The sequence below is a fragment of the Streptomyces achromogenes genome, assembly GCF_030816715.1.
Classification (GTDB): Bacteria; Actinomycetota; Actinomycetes; order Streptomycetales; family Streptomycetaceae; genus Streptomyces; species Streptomyces achromogenes_A.
Genome location: NZ_JAUSYH010000001.1, coordinates 5,112,171 through 5,135,088 on the forward strand (window position 1 = coordinate 5,112,171; position 22,918 = coordinate 5,135,088).

The 22,918-nt window shown below is 70.5% G+C and carries 21 protein-coding genes and 1 pseudogene; 18 read left to right on the forward strand and 4 right to left on the reverse strand.

Going from position 1 to position 22,918, the window contains the following annotated elements; genetic code table 11:
- Nucleotides 1-35 precede the first annotated feature (35 nt).
- From QF032_RS23025 to QF032_RS23040, 4 genes are all read left to right on the forward strand, one after another.
- The gene (locus QF032_RS23025) at nt 36-1,880 is read left to right on the forward strand and encodes a serine/threonine-protein kinase (protein WP_307057298.1); all 1,845 of its coding nucleotides are present in this window, start codon (nt 36-38) and stop codon (nt 1,878-1,880) included.
- Between the two features lie 93 nt (nt 1,881-1,973).
- Nucleotides 1,974-2,870 carry a prepilin peptidase gene (locus QF032_RS23030; protein ID WP_307057300.1) on the forward strand — a complete coding sequence of 299 codons (897 nt, stop codon included), beginning with the start codon at nt 1,974-1,976 and terminating at the stop codon, nt 2,868-2,870.
- Nucleotides 2,871-2,943: 73 nt separating this feature from the next.
- Nucleotides 2,944-4,143 (forward strand): cyclic dehypoxanthinyl futalosine synthase, encoded by a 1,200-nt coding sequence (gene mqnC / locus QF032_RS23035; protein ID WP_306949845.1) that lies wholly within the window; start codon nt 2,944-2,946, stop codon nt 4,141-4,143.
- Between the two features lie 7 nt (nt 4,144-4,150).
- Nucleotides 4,151-4,756, forward strand: coding sequence for a hypothetical protein (locus QF032_RS23040; protein WP_306949844.1), 606 nt, complete (start codon nt 4,151-4,153; stop codon nt 4,754-4,756).
- Nucleotides 4,757-4,853: 97 nt separating this feature from the next.
- On the opposite strand, the gene QF032_RS23045 is transcribed toward QF032_RS23040, so the two are convergent.
- Nucleotides 4,854-5,927, reverse strand: coding sequence for a chitinase (locus QF032_RS23045; RefSeq protein ID WP_307057302.1), 1,074 nt, complete (start codon nt 5,925-5,927; stop codon nt 4,854-4,856).
- Nucleotides 5,928-6,489: 562 nt separating this feature from the next.
- On the opposite strand from QF032_RS23045, the pseudogene QF032_RS40660 reads away from it, so the two are divergent.
- A pseudogene (locus QF032_RS40660) lies at nt 6,490-6,972 on the forward strand (acyltransferase family protein); the annotation flags it as partial.
- A 32-nt stretch (nt 6,973-7,004) separates the two neighbouring features.
- Nucleotides 7,005-7,700: a demethylmenaquinone methyltransferase gene (locus tag QF032_RS23060; protein ID WP_307045228.1), complete on the forward strand. Its 696-nt coding sequence runs from the start codon at nt 7,005-7,007 to the stop codon at nt 7,698-7,700.
- 103 nt (nt 7,701-7,803) lie between these two features.
- Here QF032_RS23060 and QF032_RS23065 read toward each other — a convergent pair whose 3' ends face one another.
- Both QF032_RS23065 and QF032_RS23070 read right to left on the reverse strand, forming a co-directional pair.
- A complete protein-coding gene (locus QF032_RS23065) occupies nt 7,804-8,118 on the reverse strand; it encodes a PASTA domain-containing protein (protein ID WP_306949840.1) in 315 nt (104 codons plus the stop codon).
- 132 nt (nt 8,119-8,250) lie between these two features.
- Nucleotides 8,251-8,757, reverse strand: coding sequence for a GNAT family N-acetyltransferase (locus QF032_RS23070; RefSeq protein ID WP_307045229.1), 507 nt, complete (start codon nt 8,755-8,757; stop codon nt 8,251-8,253).
- Nucleotides 8,758-8,854: 97 nt separating this feature from the next.
- On the opposite strand from QF032_RS23070, the gene QF032_RS23075 reads away from it, so the two are divergent.
- Nucleotides 8,855-10,162 carry a geranylgeranyl reductase family protein gene (locus QF032_RS23075; protein WP_306949838.1) on the forward strand — a complete coding sequence of 436 codons (1,308 nt, stop codon included), beginning with the start codon at nt 8,855-8,857 and terminating at the stop codon, nt 10,160-10,162.
- Between the two features lie 328 nt (nt 10,163-10,490).
- Here QF032_RS23075 and QF032_RS23080 read toward each other — a convergent pair whose 3' ends face one another.
- On the reverse strand, nt 10,491-11,291 hold the full coding sequence (locus tag QF032_RS23080; RefSeq protein WP_306949837.1) for a C40 family peptidase: 801 nt from the start codon (nt 11,289-11,291) through the stop codon (nt 10,491-10,493).
- Nucleotides 11,292-12,031: 740 nt separating this feature from the next.
- Here QF032_RS23080 and QF032_RS23085 point away from each other — a divergent pair.
- The 11 genes from QF032_RS23085 to nuoK are packed head-to-tail and all read left to right on the forward strand — an operon-like array spanning nt 12,032 to nt 22,913.
- The gene (locus tag QF032_RS23085; RefSeq protein ID WP_007383963.1) at nt 12,032-12,391 is read left to right on the forward strand and encodes an NADH-quinone oxidoreductase subunit A; all 360 of its coding nucleotides are present in this window, start codon (nt 12,032-12,034) and stop codon (nt 12,389-12,391) included.
- A gap of 14 nt (nt 12,392-12,405) precedes the next feature.
- Nucleotides 12,406-12,960 carry a NuoB/complex I 20 kDa subunit family protein gene (locus QF032_RS23090; protein ID WP_057584832.1) on the forward strand — a complete coding sequence of 185 codons (555 nt, stop codon included), beginning with the start codon at nt 12,406-12,408 and terminating at the stop codon, nt 12,958-12,960.
- Nucleotides 12,957-13,721 (forward strand): NADH-quinone oxidoreductase subunit C, encoded by a 765-nt coding sequence (locus QF032_RS23095; RefSeq protein WP_307057308.1) that lies wholly within the window; start codon nt 12,957-12,959, stop codon nt 13,719-13,721. Before QF032_RS23090 ends, QF032_RS23095 begins: the two co-directional genes overlap by 4 nt.
- Entirely contained in the window at nt 13,718-15,055 is a 1,338-nt protein-coding gene (locus QF032_RS23100) for an NADH-quinone oxidoreductase subunit D (RefSeq protein WP_306949835.1), read from the forward strand. Before QF032_RS23095 ends, QF032_RS23100 begins: the two co-directional genes overlap by 4 nt.
- A complete protein-coding gene (nuoE, locus tag QF032_RS23105; protein ID WP_306949834.1) occupies nt 15,052-15,924 on the forward strand; it encodes an NADH-quinone oxidoreductase subunit NuoE in 873 nt (290 codons plus the stop codon). Before QF032_RS23100 ends, nuoE begins: the two co-directional genes overlap by 4 nt.
- A complete protein-coding gene (gene nuoF, locus QF032_RS23110; protein ID WP_306949833.1) occupies nt 15,921-17,273 on the forward strand; it encodes an NADH-quinone oxidoreductase subunit NuoF in 1,353 nt (450 codons plus the stop codon). The genes nuoE and nuoF overlap by 4 nt, the downstream gene beginning before the upstream one ends.
- Nucleotides 17,270-19,774 (forward strand): NADH-quinone oxidoreductase subunit G, encoded by a 2,505-nt coding sequence (locus QF032_RS23115; protein ID WP_307045231.1) that lies wholly within the window; start codon nt 17,270-17,272, stop codon nt 19,772-19,774. Before nuoF ends, QF032_RS23115 begins: the two co-directional genes overlap by 4 nt.
- On the forward strand, nt 19,771-21,132 hold the full coding sequence (gene nuoH / locus QF032_RS23120) for an NADH-quinone oxidoreductase subunit NuoH (RefSeq protein ID WP_307045232.1): 1,362 nt from the start codon (nt 19,771-19,773) through the stop codon (nt 21,130-21,132). Before QF032_RS23115 ends, nuoH begins: the two co-directional genes overlap by 4 nt.
- The gene (gene nuoI / locus QF032_RS23125; protein WP_307045233.1) at nt 21,125-21,766 is read left to right on the forward strand and encodes an NADH-quinone oxidoreductase subunit NuoI; all 642 of its coding nucleotides are present in this window, start codon (nt 21,125-21,127) and stop codon (nt 21,764-21,766) included. The genes nuoH and nuoI overlap by 8 nt, the downstream gene beginning before the upstream one ends.
- Nucleotides 21,763-22,617, forward strand: a complete 855-nt coding sequence (locus QF032_RS23130; RefSeq protein ID WP_307045234.1) for an NADH-quinone oxidoreductase subunit J — start codon at nt 21,763-21,765, stop codon at nt 22,615-22,617. The genes nuoI and QF032_RS23130 overlap by 4 nt, the downstream gene beginning before the upstream one ends.
- The gene (gene nuoK / locus QF032_RS23135) at nt 22,614-22,913 is read left to right on the forward strand and encodes an NADH-quinone oxidoreductase subunit NuoK (RefSeq protein WP_003974374.1); all 300 of its coding nucleotides are present in this window, start codon (nt 22,614-22,616) and stop codon (nt 22,911-22,913) included. Before QF032_RS23130 ends, nuoK begins: the two co-directional genes overlap by 4 nt.
- Nucleotides 22,914-22,918: the final 5 nt, after the last annotated feature.

Here is a 22,918-nt window from a genome sequence, read left to right on the forward strand (position 1 = left end):
CCTACGGAGTCCTGACGGGGGAGGGGGTGGCGCCGATGCAGCCGCTCGGAGACGGTGAACCCACGACCGTGGGGCCCTACCGGCTGCTCGGCCGGCTGGGCTCCGGCGGCATGGGCCGGGTCTACCTCGGCCGCAGCGCCGGAGGCCGCACGGTGGCCGTGAAGATCGTGCATCCGCACCTCGCGCTCGACGAGGAGTTCCGCGCCCGCTTCCGGCGCGAGGTCGAGGCCGCGAGGCGGGTCGGCGGGGCGTGGACCGCGCCGGTCCTGGACGCCGACCCGGAGGCGACGGTGCCCTGGGTGGCCACCGGTTACGCGGCCGGGCCGTCCCTGGCCGCGGCGGTCGCGTCCGGCGGGGCGCTGCCCGAGCACTCGGTGCGCGTGCTGGGCGCCGGCCTGGCGGAGGCCCTCGGCACGGTGCACGAACTGGGCCTGGTGCACCGGGACGTCAAGCCGTCCAACGTGCTGCTGACCGTCGACGGCCCGCTGCTGATCGACTTCGGCATCGCCCGCGCGACCGACGGCACCGCCTCGCTCACCTCGACAGGCGTCTCGGTCGGCTCGCCCGGCTACATGGCCCCGGAACAGATCCTCGGCAGGGGCGCGTCCGGCGCGGCCGACGTCTTCTCGCTCGGCGCGGTGCTGGTGTACGCGGCGACCGGGCGGTCCCCGTTCCCCGGTGACTCGTCGGCCGCGCTCCTCTACAAGGTGGTCCACGAGGAACCGGAGCTCGGCTCGCCGGAGGGCGGGCTGCGCGGTGAACTGCGGGCGGTCGCCGAGGCGTGCCTCGCCAAGGAGCCGGCCGCGCGGCCGTCCCCCGCGGAGGTGGCCCGGCGCCTCGCGCCCGAGGGCGCGGCCCGGCTGGTGGCGGGTGGCTGGCTGCCCGGAGCGCTGGTGGAACAACTGGGGCGCAGCGCCGTCCAGTTGCTGAACCTGGAGGGGACGCACGCCGGCGCGGAGCCCGCAGCGTCCGGTCCGGTCGGCTTCGGGAGCGCGGCGATGACGTCGGGGGAGGTCGCGGGAGCGCCGTCGGGCAGGGCCCCGGCGGGCAGCCCGCCGGCCTCGCTGGGGGTGTTCGGGCCGCCACCGGTGATGGACGCGACTCCCGCGACTCCGGCGGACCGGGCCGACCGCTCCGCCGCCGTGCCCGTGGTCCTGCCCGTGCCGACGCCCCGGGACGCCGGACCCGCAGCCGCCGAAACCGAGCACTCAGGAAGCTCCGAACACGCTGGAGGCTCCGACAGCCGCGGCCGGCTCTCGGTCACCGTGGCGGGCAGCGCGACGCCGGGCGAGGGCGGTCGCGGGCGGCGGCTGAGCTGCACCGTCGCGCTGGCGGTCGCCGGCGCGATGGCGACGGTGACGGTCGGCTCGGTGCTGCTGTTCCGGCTGCTGCCGGGCGACGGCGGCCAGGACACCGAGGCCGGCAGCGACGCGAGTTCCACGGTCCCGACGGCTTCGGCGAGCCCCGGCGCCACCGAGGGGCGGTCGCCCTCGGCGAGTCCCGGAGCCACCGGCGGTTCGACGGCTGCCGCGCTTCCCGCCCGGTACGTCGGAACCTGGGAGGGGCAGGGCAGCGGCCTCGACGGGGCCCTCCCGATGGGCACGTTCCGGGTGACGGTCCACCAGGCGGTCGTCGGCGGGAAACTGGGGGAGTTGCGGCAGACGGACGTGCTCGGCGGTGTCTGCGTCGACGTCCTGACGCTGAAGAAGGTGACCGCGAAGGAGGTCGTCGCCACGTCCGTGGGCGCAGCGGACAACCACGGCGGCTGCAATCCGAAGCCGCACCCGATCCGGCTCACCCCGACCGGCGACGACCTGACCTACACCTCCGAGAGCGCGGCGGAGGGCAACCCGGTCGCACGGATGTCGAAGGTCGAATAACGGTGCTGGGGAGGCCGGCCGGACGATGTCGTGCCGACGGATTCCGTGCCCGTGCCCTCCCCCGTGTCCCTGCTGTCCCTACGATCTCTGATGATGACCACACCTCCCAGCGACCTGACGCTGGCCGCCGTCGCCGCGCTGTGGGGCGCCGTGACAGGCGCCCTGCTGCCGCGCGCCGCCTACCGCTTCTCCGTGCCACCGCAGGAGGAGCGGGACGAGCAGACCGAGGAGCGGGACGAGCAGGACGAGACGGCGGGGCAGGACGGGCCGGAAGCGGCGGAAGCGGCGGAAGCGGCGGAAGCGGCGGAAGCGCCGGAAGTGCCGGAAGCACAGGAAGAGCGGGACGAGCGGGCCGAGTCGGCCGGCGGCTGGCGGGCGGCCTGTCCGGCCGGGCATCCGATGCGGGGCTGGCTCGGACGCGCGCGCTGTCGCCGTTGCGCCGACACCGTCGCCCCCGGCGCCCTTCTGCTCCCCGTCCTCACCGCGCTCGTGTGCGCCGCGCTCGCCGTGGCGACCGGTGTGCGGCCCGAGTCGGCCGTGTGGCTGGCGCTCGCTCCGGCCGGGGTGCTGCTGGCCGTCGTCGACGTACGGGTGCGGCGGCTGCCCGACCCGCTCACCCTCCCGCTCGCGGTCGCCGCCCTCGCCCTGCTGGGTCTGGCCGCGCTGCTCCCCGAGCACGCCGGGGACTGGACGACGGCCCTGCTGGGCGCGCTCGCCCTCGGCGCCGGCTACCTCGTGCTGCACCTGGTCAACCCCGGCGGCATGGCCTTCGGCGACGTGAAGCTCGCGCTCGGCATGGGCGCCGTCCTCGGCTGGTACGGCTGGCCGACCGTCATGCTGGGCACGTTCGCCGCGTTCCTGTTCGGCGCGCTGTACGGCGGCGCGCTGTTCGTCGTGGGGCGGGCGGGACGCGGGATGCTGATCGCCTTCGGGCCGTTCATGCTCGTGGGGACGCTCGCCGGGCTGCTGGTCGGCGCGTACGCGGCCTGAGGTCGGGGCGTCGGGAGGGCTGGCGTAGGCTGGATCGGTCTGTCCACAACCCTTGACGAAAGGGACGCTCCCGGTGACCGAGAAGGCCGAACTTCAGTCCGTCCTCGACCGTGCCGCCGCCGGTGGGCGGATCACCCCCGAAGAGGCTCTCGACCTCTATCGCGACGCCCCGCTGCACGCGCTGGGCGCGGCCGCCGACGCCGTACGCCGTCGTCTGTACGCGGGGACCGAGCACATCGCCACGTACATCATCGAGCGGAACATCAACTACACGAACGTGTGCGTCACGGCGTGCAAGTTCTGCGCCTTCTACGCGGCCCCCAAGGACACGGCCAAGGGCTGGACCCGCGACCTCGACGACATCCTGCGCCGCTGCGCGGAGACCGTCGAGCTCGGCGGCACCCAGATCATGTTCCAGGGCGGCCACCACCCCGACTACGGCGTCGAGTACTACGAGCGGCACTTCGCAGCCATCAAGAAGGCGTTCCCGCAGCTGGTGATCCACTCGCTGGGCGCGTCCGAGGTCGAGCACATGGCGCGGATCTCGAAGGTGGGCGTGGAGGAGGCGATCACCCGGATCCACGCGGCCGGCCTCGACTCCTTCGCGGGCGCCGGCGCCGAACTGCTGCCCGCCCGGCCGCGCAAGGCGATCGCCCCGCTCAAGGAGTCCGGCGAACGCTGGCTGGAGATCATGGAGACCGCGCACGGACTGGGCGTCGAGTCGACGTCCACCATGCTGATGGGCACCGGCGAGACCAACGCCGAGCGCATCGAGCACCTGCGGATGATCCGTGACGTGCAGGACCGCACGGGCGGCTTCCGCGCCTTCATCCCGTACACGTACCAACCCGAGAACAACCACCTCAAGGGCCGCACCCAGACGACCCTCTTCGAGTACCTGCGGATCATCGCGGTCGCCCGTCTGTTCCTCGACAACGTGCGGCACATCCAGGGCTCCTGGCTGACCACCGGCAAGGAGGTCGGCCAGCTCTCCCTGCACTACGGCGCCGACGACCTCGGCTCGATCATGCTGGAGGAGAACGTCGTCTCCTCGGCCGGCGCCAAGCACCGCTCCAACCGCCTGGAGATCATCGACCTGATCAGGAAGGCGGACCGCGTCCCGGCCCAGCGCGCCACGACGTACGAGCACCTCGTCGTGCACGACGACCCGGCGAACGACCCGGTCGACGAGCGGGTCATGTCCCACATCTCGTCCACGGCGATCGAGGGCGGCACGGCTCATCCCGAGCTGAAGCTGCTGGCGTCCAACTAGCCCCCGCATGCTGACCATTCACGCGGATTCCAGGGGCCGGGCACTCGCCGTCAAGGGTGCGTGGATCGCCGACGCCGGGCCGCTGGCGGAACTCGTCGCCGCCCATCCGGGCGCGCGCGTGCGGACCTGGCCCGGCATCCTCACTCCGGGGCTGATCAACCTGCACGGCAACGAGTTGCTGGAGGAGGCGTACCACCCGGACCCCCGCGAGGCCGACGAACTGGGCGTCGAGCCGTTGACCGGGGACGCGCTGGCGGCCCTCACCATGGACGACGCCCGCTGGAACGCGAGCGTCCGGCGCTGTGTGCAGCGCATGCTGGCGCACGGCACGGTCAGGGCGGCCTGCGAGGACCTGCGCAACCGCACGGTGCGGGAGGCCCTGCACCGCTCCGCGCTGGCGGGCATGGGCCGGATCGGACGTCCCGGCGGGACACCCGCGCTGGACCCGTACGCCGCCGGGATCCCGGTGGAGTTCGCGCGGCCGCGGGAGCGGCATTCCGCGGCCCGCTTCGCGGTGTTCGACGTACGGGACGAGGCCGAACTCGCCGAGCGCGGCGCGGGCACGTGCGTGGCCACGGTGGCGGACGGCCGCCTCGTCTACCGGCGCCGGTGAGAGCCGCCCGCCAGGGAGGCGGGGGAGGGACGCGGAGAACGGGGCGACCTGTCACGGCGAACCCGCAGCCGGCACACGGGCCTGACGTCCCCGTGCCCTACCCCGAGAACGCCTCCGCGAAGGCCCCGTCCTCCTGCTCGACCCCACTGCAGTCGGTCAACGCGTCGTCCGTGGCGGAGCCGGCCTCGCACTCCTGATCCCGGAACGTCGACCACATCGACACCCAGGCGATGCCCTTCTCCTCGGCGAACGCCCGCACCTGGGCCGCGTCGGCGAGTGTGAACGTCTCGTTGTCGACGTCGTTCGTGCCGAGCATCGACGTCAGCGCCATCCCCCTCCACGCGGCGGAGTCGTCCGTCCCGAACGCCTTCTTCAGCTGCGCCTGCGCGGCCGTCGCCGAGGTGATCGCGTATCCGCCCATGTCACCGGCGTACGACTCGCCGTAGTTCATCGTCATGAGGTTGACGGTGGAGACCTGGACGTCGTGCCTGTTCGCGGACGCCAGCAGCGCCAGGCCGTCCGCGTCCAGCCCGGAGGGCATCACCGGGAGCGTGAAGGTGACCTCCAGGTCCGGACGTTCCTTCTGCAGTGCCGCGATCGCCGCGGAGCGCAGGGCGACCGAGTCGGAGTCGGTCAGCTCGTCGCCCTCGACGTCGAAGTCGGCCTGTGTGGAGCCGGCCGCGTCGAGCGCGTCCCCGTACGCCTTCGCGAGGGCCGGCGCGCTGTCGCAGGCGGCCGCCAGTTCCGTGCCGGACGCTCCGCCGAAGGAGACGCGCACCGTGGCGCCCGTCTTCGTCAGCGCGGAGATGCGGGACCTCACCGCCTTGTCCCCGATGGCGTCGACGCCGTTCCACTTCGGCGTGCAGTCACGGCCGTCGGCGATGACGAACGCGAGGTTGTACGTCGTCGGGGAGCCGGCGGAATCGTTGCCGGAGGCTTCGTCCGCGCTCACATAGGGCGCGTAACCGGGGCCGGCGCGGGTGCCGCTGCGGGTGCCGGCACCGGACTCCTCGGGACTGGTGGTCGGCGAGCCGCTCGCGGACCGCCCGCCGGCCGGGCCGGTGGCCGCGGGCGCCGCGTCCGACGCGCCGTCGGATTCCGCGGAGCATCCCGCCAGCGTCAGGGCGATCAGGCAGGCGACCCCGGCCGTCGGCACCAGGAGACTCCTCATTGCGTAAGCACCCGCTCTCGTGATTGCTGCCTCGGACGGGAAACCATGTGCGTTCCCGAACGGGGAATGTCTCATATCTCGACGCATCGCGCGGGAACAGTGGGCACACAGTCGGTTCGGGGACTCAAGTGCGCAAAACGTGATATCCGTCCGCCCAAAAAGGGGCAATCAACCCTGCTGTAGGGGATCGGAGTTGCGCACGTCTTTCGGGTATCTCTCAGGCAAGTGACAGGATCGGGTGTTTCTCACGGGTCTCTCATATGGAGCGCAGAGTTTGCCCCACATAAAGGCTCCCTAATATCCGGTGAATGCAATCCGAGCCCGCCATCGAAAGCCGTGCCGCCAGTCGTGGCGGCCGTCGCAGCAGCAAACGTGACGACGCCTCCGCCGAGGGGCCCGTGTTCGTCGACACCTCCGGCCGCAGGTCGAGGCTGCTGCGCCGGATGGGTCTCCTTCTGGGCGTCGGCTGTCTCGTGTACGCGGTCGTGCTCGGGGCCGCCTTCATGGGCTGGGGCACCTCGCTGACCCCGTCCTCCCTGCTGCCGTTCGGCGACGAGGTGGGCATCGTGACGGCGTCCTGCGGCTCGCGAATCCCGCCGCGGTGGTCATGGCGTCCCTGGCGGCGCTCGGGTTCGGCGGCTGGTACGCCTTCGCCCACCAGGCGGACTTCGGCACCTACGACCTGGACGAGAACCCCCTCGCGCAGGCCTTCTGGTCGGCCGGCTTCGTCATGCTGCTGCTGTGGGCGAAGGCGTGCTTCCGCATCGACTTCGCCCGGCTCACCCGCTTCCGCCGGACGAACCGGATCGTCACCGTCTTCAACGCGCGCGCCGTGACGATCTACCTCTGGCACGAGATCGCCCTGATCCTCGCCGTCCCGCTGATCGACCGTTTCTGGGACGTGCCCGCGTTCGAGACGTACCTGCCGCTGGAGAGCCAGTGGTTCATGTTCGGCGTGGGCTGGCTGCTGATCGGCGTCTTCGTGCTGCTGTGCGGATGGGTCGAGGACGTGGCGGCGCGCAGGAAGCCGAGGCTCCTGCCGTGAGCCGGCGGGGGAGGGGCTGACACAATGGCCGGGTGACCCGTGCTTCCCTGAACAAGCAGCCCCACGAAGTCGCCTCGATGTTCGACCGCGTGGCGGAACGGTACGACCTGACCAACGACGTCCTGTCGCTCGGCCAGGACCGGCGGTGGCGCAAGGAGGTCGCGAAGGCGGTCGACGCCCGCCCGGCGCAGAAGGTCCTGGACCTCGCCGCCGGCACGGCCACCTCCTCCCTCCCGTTCGCGCGGACCGGCGCGTACGTCGTCCCCTGCGACTTCTCCCTCGGCATGCTCCAGGTCGGCAAGAGGAACCACGCCTGGCTGCCGTTCACCGCCGGGGACGCGACGAAGCTGCCCTTCCGGGACGACTCGTTCGACGCCGTCACCATCTCCTTCGGCCTGCGCAACGTACAGGACTTCGACGCGGCCCTGCGCGAGATGCACCGGGTGACCCGGCCCGGCGGACGCGTCGTGATCTGCGAGTTCTCGCACCCCACCTGGGCGCCCTTCCGCACCGTCTACACCGAGTACCTGATGCGCGCCCTGCCCCCCGTCGCCCGCGCGGTCTCCTCGAACCCGGACGCCTACGTCTACCTCGCCGAGTCCATCCGCGCCTGGCCCGACCAGGCCGCCCTCGCCGAGCACCTGCGCAAGGCGGGCTGGTCGAAGGTCGCCTGGCGCAACCTGACAGGCGGCGTGGTGACCCTGCACCGGGGCTTCAAGGAGGCCTGAGACACGCCTGGGACGCAGCGGCGGGCACCGCCACGGCGGCCGAGGACCGCCGGCACCCGAGGACCGCCGGTGGCCGGTGATCGCCGGCACCCGAGGACCGTCGTCACCCGGTGATCGCCTCGAAGGGGTCCTTCGGCCGGTCCAGCTCGCGCTCCAGCCCGCCCCCGCCCGGCCGCGGCACGCGCGGTTCGCGTACGCCCGCGCCTCCGCCGCCCTCCCCTTCGCGGAACTCGAACCACACGGTGACGACGGCGCCCCGAGGCACCTCGGCACCGGGCGGCGGGTACTGCCGTACGACGTAGTCGACGACCGTGCGGTAGAAGTCGGGCCGGTCCGGAGCGGCCAGCAGCACACCCCGCGCCGCAGCCGCCTCGCGCGCGTCCACGGCCATCAGACCGACGAACCTGGGCACACGCACTCCAGGTGTTTTGGGTGGTATGGGCACAGATGTCACCCCCAGCGGTACTGGAAGGGTAACCGCCCGGGGGTGCCGTCCGGAAGCGTCAGGTGTCTTTCCGTAGCCGAATGTCACGTAGAGTGACCGAGGTCGTCACCAGGCGAGGCGGTAACAGCGCGCCTCCCGTGTCGACCCGGGCCTCGGGTACGTCTCCGTGAGGCGCATCCCCAGCCGCTCGGCCACGGCGATGGACCGCTTGTTGCCCGAGTCCACCATGGCCACCACCTCCGGCACCCCGGCCGCCCGCACCCGCTCCAGCGACGACCGGGCCGCCGCCGTCGCGTATCCGCGTCCCCAGTGCTCCCGCCCGAGCCGCCACCCGATCTCGATCTCTCCCCGGGGACCCCACTCCCGCGGCCACGGCTGGGCCCCGGTGAACCCGATGACCCGGTCGTCCGCGTCCAACAGCGTCCACAGGCAGAACCCGCGCTCGGCGTCGTGCCGGCGCTGGCGGGCGGTGAGCTCCTCGTAGACCGAGAGCTCCGCGGATCTCCCGCCGTGGAACTCCATGACGTCCGGATCGTCGAAGACCCGGTGCCAGGCGACCGCGTCCTCGTCCGTGGGGACGCGCAGCCGTACTACGGGGAGAGCTCGGTTCACTGGGCAGCCCTTCAGCCGGGTGATCAATTCTGCTGAATAGACTGCCCGTGTCCAGTGCCGGTCGGCACGCAGATTCCGAACTTGGGGAGATCCCGCCGTGACCGCCGTGACCGAGCCCCACTCCGAGCCCTTCACCGCGAACACCGCCGACGTCATCGTCGTCGGCGCGGGACCGGCCGGCTCCACGACCGCCTACTACCTCGCCAAGGCCGGACTCGACGTACTCCTCCTCGAGAAGACCGAGTTCCCGCGCGAGAAGGTCTGCGGCGACGGCCTCACCCCGCGCGCCACCAAGCAGCTGGTGGCCATGGGCATCGACATCTCCGAGGAGGCCGGCTGGTTGCGCAACAAGGGCCTGCGCATCATCGGCGGCGGCGTCCGCCTCCAGCTGGACTGGCCCGATCTGGCCTCCTTCCCCGACTACGGCCTCGTCCGCAAGCGTGACGACTTCGACGAGCAGCTCGCCCGCCAGGCCCAGAAAGCGGGCGCCCGTCTCCACGAGCGCTGCAACGTCGGCGCCCCGATCGTCGACGACCGCACCGGCCGCATCACCGGCGTGCACGCCAAGCTGGGGGAGGAGAAGCGCGAAGTCACCTTCCACGCCCCGCTCGTGGTCGCCGCCGACGGCAACTCCACCCGTCTCTCCCTGGCGATGGGCCTGCACCGCCGCGAGGACCGCCCGATGGGCGTCGCCGTCCGCACCTACTTCACCTCCCCGCGCCACGAGGACGACTACCTGGAGTCCTGGCTGGAGCTGTGGGACCGGCGCGGCCCCGGCGAGGACCGGCTGCTGCCCGGCTACGGCTGGATCTTCGGCATGGGCGACGGGACGTCGAACGTCGGCCTCGGCGTGCTGAACACCTCCGACTCCTTCAAGGAGCTGGACTGGCGCGAGGTCCTCAAGGCCTGGTGCGCGTCCATGCCGGAGGACTGGGGCTACACCCCCGAAAACATGACCGGCCCGATCCGCGGCGCCGCCCTCCCCATGGCCTTCAACCGCAAGCCCCACTACACCAAGGGCCTGCTGCTGGTCGGCGACGCCGGGGGCCTGGTGAACCCGTTCAACGGCGAGGGCATCGCCTACGCCATGGAGTCGGGGCAGCTCGCCGCCGACGTCATCGTGCAGGCCCACGCCCGCGCCACCCCCGGCCAGCGCGAACTCGCCCTGCAGCGGTACCCGCAGATCCTCGCGGACACCTACGGCGGCTACTACACGCTCGGCCGCGCCTTCGTGAAGCTCATCGGCAACCCGAAGGTCATGAAGATCGCGGCCCAGCGCGGCCTGACCCACCCGATGCTGATGAAGTTCACGCTGAAGATGCTCGCCAACCTGACGGACCCCACGGGCGGCGACGCGATGGACCGCATCATCAACGGCCTGAGCAAGGTGGCCCCGAAGGCCTGACCCGACCGCTGCGCACGGCGGGCCCGCAGGGACGGCGCGAGCCCGCCGTGCGGCGGCCGACGCGCGCAGACCTCTTCCCGCAGGCCTGCCCCCTGATGAAGTGCCCGACATGTCGGGCATCTTCGCCCTTCCGCCGGTCGTGAGCGAACAGCCGCAGGCCGACGCCCGCCGGGCGGCCGGCGAGGTCCGCCCTCGCGGTGGCGCACGGTGACGAACCGCCGCCCGCCCCGTCGGGGCCGGGCGCGCCCGGACAGCCCGAAGGGCCGCTGCCCCCGAGCGGCTGCGGCCCTTGCGTGCGTGAGGCGCCCTCAGAGGCGCCTGGGAGCGGTCAGAGCACCCTCACCGCACCGCTCGGCGGGTCGTACGACAGCGGCTTCTCGGCCACGCCGGTGGACGGGTTCTGCGCGCCGACGAACATGCCGTCGCCGACGTAGACCGCCACGTGGTACGCGTTGCCCGCGCTGCCCCAGTAGAGGATGTCGCCGGGCTGCAGGTTGTCCAGGGACACCTGGGTGCCGGCCGTCGACTGGTCCTGCGAGACGCGCGGCAGGTCGATGCCGACCTGCTTGAAGGCGGTCTGCATCAGGCCCGAGCAGTCCCAGGAGTTGGGGCCGGTGCCGCCGGAGACGTAGGCGTCACCGATCTGCGCCTTCACGAAGGCGATGACGGCCGCGGCCGAACCCGTCGCCGTGGAGGAGCTCGTGCTGCTGTAGGCGCTGCTCGACGTCGAGGTCAGCGTGGTCCGCTCGGCGGATCGCGTGGCCCGCTCGGCGGCGGCCTTACGGGCGGCCTCGGCCTTCTTCTTCGCCTCGGCCTTGGCGTCGGCCAGGTCCTTCTTGGCCTCCTTGGCGGCGGCCGCGGCGGCGGCGTCGCGCTCGGCGTGAAGCTGGTAGTTCGCCGCGGCCTGCTGCGTGGCCTGAGCCGACTGCGCGACCTGGGCTGCCAGGTCGCCGGTGAGCACGGGCAGTTCGAGCGTCTGCGTCACCGGCTCGGCGGCGTTGGCCGAGCCGGCTGCTGTGGCGACGGCCAGCGTGCCGAGAACACCACTGGCGACTCCGGCCCGCATCGCGATCGTCGACGCGCTGCGGCGGGGTTTCCGGTGGCTGCGTATGTGAGCGGTGAGGGACATGGGTACAACCGGTATCAGGGGCTCCTCCATACCTTCAAGAAACGTGTGGTGCGCCACAGTTGTTCAACGGACGCCCCAAATTCCCTGCCTCGGGTTCTTTATTGACGCCGTAACGGACATTGCGGACGCACGTGATCAAGCCTGTGATCATGATGTTTCGCGGTTACGCCCGAATTGCCCTGCGCCTACCACCGGTCGTGACAGATGGCCAAGCCCCGCTCTTAAGTGACCCTCACGGGTGTGGCGGAGGTCACGGAACGGTTACCGGAGCGCCTGCGTCTCGCGCCTGCGGCACGACCGCTTCCGCTCGTGAACGCGTGCACGCGTCCACATCCGGCCCCGCCCTCCCTCTGATGTGTGAACGCGGTCCTCTACCAGTACCCCGCGTCCATCTCCAATTTGCATGCAAGGGAAGCCTCTTGATATGGAGACGCCTCTCCGGCCTGCGATGACGAGCGTAAATGTCACTTCTTGTGATCACTCTGACGCTTCGCGTACGAAGATCACCGCTGATACGACTTCATGATCGTTCGTCAGGTGGTGGAGATCACAAAGCTTGTGTAATACCCCGTGTCGCAGATCACAGAGCGGCGGGCATAGGATGCGAGGCAGTTGGGCTTGTGACCTGCTTCACATGTTCGCGATCTTCGTCTGGACGGGCGGGGTTCGCGGGCCTGCGGGCCGGAGCCGGCCCGATGTCATCGCCAGCAGTCAGTGCCGACTGAGAGGAGCGAGGAGCGGTGAACGCGTATGCGCCCATCCTCGTACTGGGAGCCCTCGGGGCAGGCTTTGCGATCTTCTCCGTGGTCATGGCCACGCTGATCGGGCCGAAGCGGTACAACCGCGCCAAGCTCGAGGCCTATGAGTGCGGTATCGAGCCGACCCCCACGCCGGCCGGCGGCGGGCGCTTCCCCATCAAGTACTACCTGACGGCGATGCTCTTCATCGTCTTCGACATCGAGATCGTCTTCCTCTACCCCTGGGCCGTCACCTTCGACGCCCTGGGTGTCTTCGGGCTCGTGGAGATGCTGCTCTTCGTGCTCACCGTCTTCGTGGCGTACGCGTACGTGTGGCGGCGCGGCGGCCTGGAATGGGACTGAGGGGCCTTTAAGTCATGGGACTCGAAGAAAAGCTGCCGAGCGGATTCCTGCTGACCACCGTCGAGCAGGCCGCGGGCTGGGTGCGCAAGGCGTCCGTCTTCCCCGCCACGTTCGGTCTGGCCTGCTGCGCCATCGAGATGATGACGACCGGCGCCGGCCGCTACGATCTGGCGCGCTTCGGCATGGAGGTCTTCCGCGGCTCGCCCCGCCAGGCCGACCTGATGATCGTCGCCGGCCGGGTGAGCCAGAAGATGGCACCGGTGCTCCGCCAGGTCTACGACCAGATGCCCGCCCCCAAGTGGGTCATCTCCATGGGCGTCTGCGCCTCCTCCGGCGGCATGTTCAACAACTACGCGATCGTCCAGGGCGTCGATCACATCGTGCCCGTGGACATCTACCTCCCGGGCTGCCCGCCGCGGCCCGAGATGCTGATGGACGCGATTCTCAAGCTCCATCACAAGATCCAGAACTCCAAGCTGGGCGTGAACGCCGAGGAGGCGGCCCGCGAGGCGGAGGAGGCGGCGCTGAAGGCCCTGCCCATGATCGAGATGAAGGGGCTGCTGCGGTGAGCGACGCGAACGGCACCCACGGCGCGAACGGCTCCTCGAACGGGGTGAACCCCGAGAAGGACCTCTCCGCCTCCAACCTCCCCGGCCAGCGCGGCCAGGGCGGGGAGGAGGTCCGCGTCCAGCGCGGCATGTTCGGCGCCGAAAACGGCGGCGACACCTCCGGCTACGGCGGCCTGGTCCGCTCGATCCGGCTCCCGGGGGCGGCGAGCCGGCCCTACGGCGGCTGGTTCGACGAGGTCGCCGACGAGCTGGAGGGCGCCCTGGAGGAGCAGGGTCTCCTCCCCGGCAACGCGATCGAGAAGACGGTCGTCGACCGCGACGAGCTCACCTTCCACATCGAGCGCGAGCACCTGCTCCGGGTCGCCCGCACCCTGCGCGACGACCCCGCCCTGCGCTTCGAGCTCTGCACCGGCGTCAGCGGCGTGCACTACCCGCACGACAAGGGGCGCGAACTGCACGCCGTCTACCACCTGCGCTCGATCACCCACAACCGGCTGATCCGCCTGGAGGTCAGCGCCCCGGACGCCGATCCGCGCATCCCGTCCCTGGTCCCCGTGTATCCCACCAACGACTGGCACGAGCGCGAGACCTACGACTTCTTCGGGATCGTCTTCGACGGCCACCCGGCCCTCACGCGGATCATGATGCCGGACGACTGGCCGGGCCATCCGCAGCGCAAGGACTATCCCCTCGGCGGCATCCCCGTCGAGTACAAGGGCGCCCAGATCCCGGCTCCGGACCAGCGGAGGTCGTACTCGTGAGCAGCACGCAGTCATCAGCCGCGTCCGCCTCGGCGCGCGAGACCACAGAGGGCACCGTCTACACGGTCACCGGTGGCGACTGGGACGAGGTCGTCCAGTCCGCGGCCCGCGCCGACGACGAGCGCATCGTCGTCAACATGGGCCCCCAGCACCCCTCCACCCACGGGGTGCTCCGCCTCATCCTGGAGATCGACGGCGAGACGGTCACCGAGGCCCGCTGCGGCATCGGCTACCTGCACACCGGCATCGAGAAGAACCTCGAGTACCGCACGTGGACGCAGGGCACCACGTTCGTGACGCGCATGGACTACCTGACGTCCTTCTTCAACGAGACCGCCTACTGTCTCGCCGTCGAGAAGCTCCTCGGAGTCGAGGACCAGATCACCGAGCGGGCCAAGATCATCCGGGTGCTCCTGATGGAGCTGAACCGGATGTCGTCGCACCTGGTGTGCATCGCCACGGGCGGCATGGAACTCGGCGCCACCACGATCATGATCTACGGATTTCGCGATCGTGAAATGATTCTCGACATCTACGAGCTCATCACGGGCCTGCGGATGAACCACGCGTACATCCGCCCCGGCGGACTCGCCCAGGACCTGCCGCCCGGCGCGGTGGACCAGATCCGCGAGTTCGTGAAGAAGATGAAGAAGAACCTCCCCGAGTACGACAAGCTCGCCACCGGGAACCCCATCTTCAAGGCCCGCATGCAGGACGTCGGCTACCTCGACCTGGCCGGCTGCATGGCCCTCGGCGCCACCGGCCCGATCCTGCGCTCCACCGGCCTGCCGCACGACCTGCGCAAGACCCAGCCCTACTGCGACTACGAGACGTACGACTTCGACGTCCCGACCGCGGACTCCTGCGACTCCTACGGCCGCTTCCTGATCCGTCTGGAGGAGATGCGCCAGTCGCTCAGGATCGTCGAGCAGTGCCTGGACCGGCTGCAGCCCGGTCCGGTCATGGTCGCCGACCGGAAGATCGCCTGGCCGGCCCAGCTGGCCCTGGGCCCCGACGGTCTCGGCAACTCCCTCGACCACATCAAGAAGATCATGGGTACCTCCATGGAGGCCTTGATCCACCACTTCAAGCTGGTGACCGAGGGCTTCCGTGTGCCGCCGGGCCAGGCGTACGCGGCGGTCGAGTCGCCCAAGGGCGAGCTCGGAGTGCACGCCGTCTCCGACGGAGGCACCCGCCCCTACCGGGTCCACTTCCGCGACCCGTCCTTCACCAACCTGCAAGCCATGGCGGCGATGTGCGAGGGCGGCCAAGTCGCCGACGTGATCGTCGCCGTCGCGTCCATCGACCCCGTGATGGGAGGCGTCGACCGGTGACCACCTCTTCTTCCGAGCGGGGCGTCAGCCTGGGCATGCCCGAACTGCCCGCGCCCGCCTACCCGGACGACGTCCGAGCCCGGCTGGAGGCGGACGCGCGCGAGCTCATCGCCCGCTACCCCGACTCCCGGTCCGCGCTCCTGCCGTTGCTGCACCTCGTGCAGTCGGAGGAGGGGCACGTCACGCGCACCGGGATGCGCTTCTGCGCCGACGTGCTGGACCTCACCACCGCCGAGGTCACCGCGGTCGCCACCTTCTACACCATGTACCGGCGCCGCCCCGGCGGCGACTACCAGGTGGGCGTCTGCACCAACACGCTGTGCGCGGTGATGGGCGGCGACGCGATCTTCGACGAGCTCCAGGAGTACCTGGGTGTCGGCAATGGTGAGACCACCGACGACAAAAAGATCACTCTGGAGCACATCGAGTGCAACGCGGCCTGCGACTTCGCGCCGGTCGTGATGGTCAACTGGGAGTTCTTCGACAACCAGACCGTGCAGAGCGCGAAGCGCCTGGTGGACGACCTGCGCAGCGGTGGCACGGTGTCCCCGACGCGCGGGGCGCCGCTCTGTTCCTTCAAGGAGACCGCCCGCATCCTGGCGGGCTTCCCCGACGAGCGGGAAGGGGCCGTCGAGGCGAGCGGCAGTGCGGGACCGGCGTCACTGGTGGGTCTTCGCCTGGCAAAGGGAGAGACCGCACCCGCGCGCGTGGTCCACCCGCGCGACGGCGGGCCGCACGACGAGCCGCGGGACCGGGCCGTCCACGAGCCGTCGCCCACCGAGCACCTGAGTTCGCACGACGCGCCACAGGACACGTCGGCCTCCGACCCCGCTCACCCGGCAGGGCCTACCGCCGAGGAGGGGGAGTGATGACCTTGGCACCCGAGCTGAAAGGCAGCAGCCCCGAGAAGCTGCTCGCACCCGTGCTGTCGGCCTTCTGGGACGAGGACAGGTCCTGGAGCCTGGACGTCTACCGAAGGCACGAGGGATACGAGGGCCTGCGCAAGGCGCTCGCCATGTCGCCGGACGAACTGATCGCGTTCGTCAAGGACTCCGGTCTGCGCGGGCGAGGCGGCGCGGGATTCCCGACGGGAATGAAATGGCAGTTCATTCCCCAGGGGGATGGAAAGCCGCACTATCTAGTTGTCAACGCCGACGAATCGGAGCCCGGGACCTGCAAGGACATCCCGCTCCTCTTCGCGAACCCGCACAGCCTCATCGAGGGCATCGTGATCGCGTGTTACGCCATCAGGTCGTCTCATGCCTTCATCTATCTGCGTGGTGAAGTCGTCCCTGTTCTGCGGCGGTTGCACGAGGCCGTGCGCGAGGCCTACGCGGCGGGATACCTCGGCGAGAACATCCTGGGCAGCGGACTCGACCTCCAGCTCACCGTGCACGCCGGCGCCGGCGCGTACATCTGCGGTGAGGAGACCGCGCTGCTCGACTCGCTCGAAGGCCGCCGTGGTCAACCGCGGCTTCGTCCCCCCTTTCCTGCGGTCGCGGGCCTCTATGCGTGCCCGACTGTGGTGAACAACGTCGAGTCGATCGCGTCAGTTCCCGCCATCCTGCAAAAAGGCAAGGAATGGTTCAGGTCGATGGGAAGCGAGAAGTCCCCGGGCTTCACGCTCTACTCCCTCAGCGGCCACGTCGCGAGCCCCGGCCAGTACGAGGCCCCGCTCGGCATCACCCTGCGCCAACTCCTCGAGATGAGCGGCGGCATGCGACCCGGGCACCGGCTCAAGTTCTGGACGCCGGGCGGCTCCTCGACGCCGATGTTCACCGACGAGCACCTCGACGTCCCTCTCGACTACGAAGGAGTGGGCGCCGCGGGTTCCATGCTCGGCACGAAAGCGCTGCAGTGCTTCGACGAGACGACCTGCGTGGTGCGCGCCGTGACCCGGTGGACCGAGTTCTACGCACACGAGTCCTGCGGCAAGTGCACGCCGTGCCGCGAAGGCACCTACTGGCTCGTGCAGTTGCTGCGTGACATCGAGGCAGGCAAGGGCTCCCTGTCCGATCTCGACAAGCTGAACGACATCGCCGACAACATCAACGGCAAGTCCTTCTGCGCCCTCGGCGACGGCGCCGCATCGCCGATCTTCTCCTCGCTCAAGTACTTCCGCGAGGAGTACGAGCAGCACATCACGGGCCGCGGCTGCCCCTTCGACCCGGCCAAGTCGACGGCGTGGGCGGACAAGCACACGGAGGTGAACGCATGACGGTGACCACCAGCGCTCCCTCCGGAGGCGGCGAGGCGGCGGTCCCGCCGGAAGATCTCGTGACGTTGACGATCGACGGCGCCGAGATCAGCGTGCCCAAGGGCACCCTGGTCATCCGGGCCGCCGAGCAGCTCGGCATCGAGATCCCCCGCTTCTGCGACCACCCCCTCCTCGACCCCGCGGGCGCCTGCCGCCAGTGCATCGTCGACGTCGAGGGCCAGCGCAAGCCGATGGCGTCCTGCACGATCACGTGCACGGACGGCATGGTGGTGAAGACCCACCTCACCTCGCCGGTCGCCGAGAAGGCGCAGCACGGTGTGATGGAGCTGCTCCTCATCAACCACCCGCTGGACTGCCCGGTCTGCGACAAGGGCGGCGAGTGCCCCCTGCAGAACCAGGCCATGTCGCACGGCCAGGCCGAATCCCGCTTCGAGGGCAGGAAGCGCACCTACGAGAAGCCCGTCCCGATCTCCACCCAGGTGCTCCTCGACCGGGAGCGGTGCGTGCTGTGCGCCCGCTGCACCCGGTTCTCGAACCAGGTGGCGGGCGACCCGATGATCGAGCTGATCGAGCGGGGGGCGCTGCAGCAGGTGGGCACCGGCGAGGGCGACCCCTTCGAGTCGTACTTCTCCGGCAACACCATCCAGATCTGCCCGGTCGGCGCGCTGACCTCGGCGGCGTACCGATTCCGCTCCCGGCCGTTCGACCTGGTCTCCTCCCCGTCGGTCTGCGAGCACTGCTCCGGCGGCTGCGCCACCCGCACCGACCACCGGCGCGGCAAGGTCATGCGGCGGCTGGCCGCCGACGACCCCGACGTCAACGAGGAGTGGATCTGCGACAAGGGGCGCTTCGCGTTCCGGTACCCGCAGCAGCGGGACCGGCTCGACACGCCCCTGGTGCGCAACGCCGAGGGGGACCTCGTACCGGCTTCCTGGCCGGAGGCCCTGCAGATCGCGGCTCAGGGGCTGCTGGCCTCCCGCGGCCGGACCGGCGTACTGACCGGCGGCCGTCTCACCGTCGAGGACGCCTACGCCTACAGCAAGTTCGCGCGCGTGGCGCTCGACACCAACGACATCGACTTCCGCGCGCGGGTGCACAGCAGCGAGGAGGCCGACTTCCTGGCCGCCCGCGTGGCCGGCCGCGGCCGCGATCTCGACGGTACGGGCGTCACGTACTCCTCCCTGGAGAAGGCGCCCGCCGTCCTGCTGGCCGGGTTCGAGTCGGAGGAGGAGGCGCCCGGTGTCTTCCTGCGGCTGCGAAAGGCCTGGCGCAAGCACGGCCAGCGGGTGTTCTCGCTGGCCACGCACGCCACGCGAGGTCTGGAGAAGGCGGGCGGCACACTGCTGCCTGCCGCTCCGGGCACGGAGACCGAGTGGCTGGACGCGCTGGCGAGCGGCGTCGGCCTGGCGGACGCGGGTGCCACGGCCGCACAAGCGCTGCGGACCGAGGGCGCGGTGATCGTCGTCGGCGAACGGCTGGCGGCGGTGGCGGGCGGTCTGACCGCTGCGGCGCGGGCCGCCTCGGCGACCGGCGCCCGGCTGGTGTGGATTCCGCGCCGGGCGGGGGAGCGGGGCGCGATCGAGGCGGGCGCCCTGCCGTCGCTGCTGCCGGGCGGCCGCCCGGCCACCGACCCCCGCGCGCGTGAGGAGGTCGCCGCGGCCTGGGGCCTGGCCGAACTCCCGCACCGCTACGGCCGGGACACCGGGCAGATCGTCGAGGCCGCCGCCTCCGGCGAACTTCAGGCGCTGCTCGTCGCCGGCGTCGAGGTCGCGGACCTGCCCGACCCGGCACGCGCGCGTGAGGCGCTGGCCGAGGCCGGCTTCGTGGTGTCGCTGGAGCTGCGGCCCGGTGAGGTCACCGAGCACGCCGACGTCGTCCTCCCGGTGGCCGCGGTCGCCGAGAAGCCGGGCGCCTTCCTCAACTGGGAGGGCCGGGTCCGCTTCTTCGAGGCGGCACTGAAGCCCGACCAGATGACCCGCCGGGTGGTGCCCGCCGACGCGCGCGTGCTGCAGATGCTGGCCGACGCCATGGACGTCCATCTCGGCCTGCCGGATCTGCGCACCGCCCGTGCGGAGCTCGACCGGCTCGGGGCCTGGGAGGGCTCCGGAGCCTCCGAGCCCACCGAGCCGGCCGCGCAGTTGCCGCGCCCCGCCGCCGGGGAGGCCGTCCTCGCCGGGCACCGTCTGCTGCTCGACCAGGGCGTCCTCCAGCAGGGCGACGAGGCGCTCGCCGGGACCCGGCACGCGGCACACGCGCGTGTGTCGCCCGCCACGGCCGCCGAGGCCGGCGTCGAGGACGGCGACCTGCTCGCCGTCACCGGACCCGCCGGAACGGTCGCACTTCCGCTGCGGATCACCGAGATGCCCGACCGGGTGGTCTGGCTCCCGCTGAACTCCACCGGCCGGGGCGTCGCCTCCGACTCCGGGGCCACGCCCGGCTCCCTCGTACGCATCGGCCCGGCGACGCTCGCCGCCGACGCCCCCAAGGAGGTGGAGGCATGAGCCCGTACTTCGCCGCTGAGGACCTCTCGATGTTCGGCCGCGACCCCTGGTGGCTGGTCGTCGTCAAGGCGGTCTTCTGCTTCGCCTTCCTGATGGTGACCGTGCTGTTCTCCATCGTCTGGGAGCGCAAGGTCGTCGCCTGGATGCAGTTGCGCATCGGCCCCAACCGGCACGGTCCCTGGGGCATGCTCCAGTCCCTCGCCGACGGCATCAAGCTGATGCTGAAGGAGGACCTCGTCGTCAAACGCGCGGACAAGGTGGTGTACGTCCTCGCGCCGATCGTCGCGGCCATCCCGGCCTTCATGGCGATCGCGGTGATCCCCTTCGGGCCCGCCGGCAACGAGATCTCGATCTTCGGCCAGCGCACCACGATGCAGCTGACCGACCTGCCGATCGCGATGCTCTACGTGCTGGCCGTCGCCTCGGTCGGGATCTACGGCATCGTGCTGGCCGGCTGGAGTTCCGGCTCCACCTACCCGCTGCTGGGCGGCCTGCGGTCCTGCGCGCAGATGATCTCCTACGAGATCGCCATGGGCGCGGCGTTCGCCTCGGTGTTCCTCTACTCGGGGTCGATGTCGACCTCGACGATCGTCGAGCAGCAGCAGGACCGCTGGTACATCCTCCTGCTGCCGGTCTCCTTCGTTCTCTACATCATCACGATGGTCGGCGAGACCAACCGCGCCCCCTTCGACATGCCGGAGTCCGAGGGCGACCTGGTCGGCGGCTTCAACACCGAGTACTCGTCGATCAAGTTCGCGATGTTCATGCTCGCCGAGTACGTGAACATGGTGACGGTCTCCGCCGTGTCGACCACGCTCTTCCTCGGCGGCTGGCGCGCCCCCTGGCCGATCAGCGGTTTCTGGGAGGGAGCGAACCACGGCTGGTGGCCGATGCTCTGGTTCGTCGTCAAGGTGCAGCTGCTGCTGTTCTTCTTCATCTGGCTGCGCGGCACGCTCCCCCGCGTCCGCTACGACCAGCTGATGAAGCTCGGCTGGAAGGTCCTGATCCCGGTATCGGTGACGTGGCTGATGCTCGTCGCGACCGTACGGACCCTGCGCAACGAGAACTACGACTTCACCGACATCGCCCTCTATGTGTGCGGCGGCGTCCTGGTCCTGCTGCTGCTCTCCTTCGTCGTGGACATGTTCCGCAACGCGCGCAAGGAGGCTCAGACGCCGGCCGAGCCGGCCGACTTCGACCCGATGGCGGGCGGGTTCCCCGTCCCGCCGCTGCCGGGGCAGGAGCTGCCGCCGGTGCCGAGGCGTCGTCCGAGCCGGGAGCGGGAGCTCGTTGTCAGTGGTGGAGCGGACACTGTGAGTGACGGATCGCTGGATGGAAAGGAGGCGTCCGATGGCTGAGGAGCCCAAGGAGACCAAGCCCGGTTTCCAGAACCCCGTGGCCGGCTTCGGCGTGACCTTCAAGGCCATGTTCAAGAAGCGGCTGACCGAGCAGTACCCGGAGCAGGAGAAGACCACAGCTCCCCGGTTCCACGGACGGCACCAGCTCAACCGTCATCCGGACGGCCTGGAGAAGTGCGTCGGCTGTGAGCTGTGCGCCTGGGCCTGCCCCGCCGACGCCATCTACGTGGAGGGCGCGGACAACACCGACGAGGAGCGCTACTCCCCGGGCGAGCGGTACGGACGCGTCTACCAGATCAACTACGCCCGCTGCATCCTGTGCGGCCTGTGCATCGAGGCGTGTCCCACGCGCGCGCTGACGATGACCAACGAGTTCGAGCTGGCCGACTCCAGCCGCGCCAACCTGATCTACACCAAGGAGCAGCTGCTCGCCGGTCTCGACGAGGGCATGGTCGACTCGCCGCACGCCATCTACCCCGGCATGGACGAGCAGGACTACTACCGGGGTCTGGTCACGGAGGCCGCGCCCGGCACGGAACGCCAGACGGCCGTCTCCAAGGGCGAGGGCCCGCAGGAGGCCGCGTCCACGTCGGGCGAGGGCGAGCCGGCGTCGGAGGAGGTGGTCGGCCGATGAGCGCGCAGCTCGCCGCCTACGCCACCTCGACCGGCGAGGCCTTCCAGTTCTGGGTGCTCGGCACGGTCGCGGTGATCGGCGCCCTGTGCACCGTCTTCATGAAGAGGGCCGTGCACAGTGCGCTCTGCCTCGCCGGCACCATGATCGTCCTGGCGGTGTTCTACCTCGCCAACGGCGCCTACTTCCTGGGCATCGTGCAGATCGTGGTCTACACCGGCGCGATCATGATGCTCTTCCTGTTCGTGGTGATGCTCGTCGGCGTCACCGCGGCGGACTCGCTGAAGGAGACCATCAAGGGGCAGCGCTGGCTGGCCCTGCTGTGCGGTCTCGGCTTCGGCGTCCTGCTGATCGGCGGCATCGGCAACGCCTCCCTGACGGAGTTCAACGGCCTCACCGAGGCGAACGCGAACGGCAATGTGGAGGGCCTCGCCGCCCTCATCTTCACGAAGTACGTCTTCGCCTTCGAGATCACCGGCGCCCTGCTCATCACGGCGGCCGTGGGCGCCATGGTGCTCACCCACCGCGAGCGCACCGAGCGGCCCCGGACCCAGCGGGAGCTGGCCGAGCAGCGCGTCCGTGAGGGCACGCACGTTCCGCCGCTGCCGGCCCCCGGCGTGTACGCGCGGCACAACGCGGTGGACGTCCAGGGCCTGCTGCCCGACGGCACCCCGTCCGAGCTCACGGTCAGCAGGACACTGCGCGAGCGGGGTCAGATCAGGGACGTGTCCGCCGAGGCGCTGAGCGACCTCAAGGCCCTCGAACAGCGCGCCGAGGAGCGTCTGGATCGGGCCGCGATCGACCCGCCCCGCCTGGGGCCGAACTCCCGGCGGACCGAGGAGGCGTCGAAGTGAACCCCGTCAACTACCTCTATCTCGCGGCCCTGTTGTTCACGATCGGTGCCACGGGCGTGCTGATCAGGCGCAACGCGATCGTCGTCTTCATGTGTATCGAGCTGATGCTCAACGCCTGCAACCTCGCCTTCGTCGCCTTCTCCCGGATGCACGGCAATCTCGACGGCCAGATCATCGCCTTCTTCACGATGGTCGTCGCCGCCGCGGAGGTCGTGGTCGGACTCGCGATCATCGTGTCGCTGTTCCGTTCCCGCCACTCGGCCTCGGTCGACGACGCCAGCCTGATGAAGCTGTAAGGGGT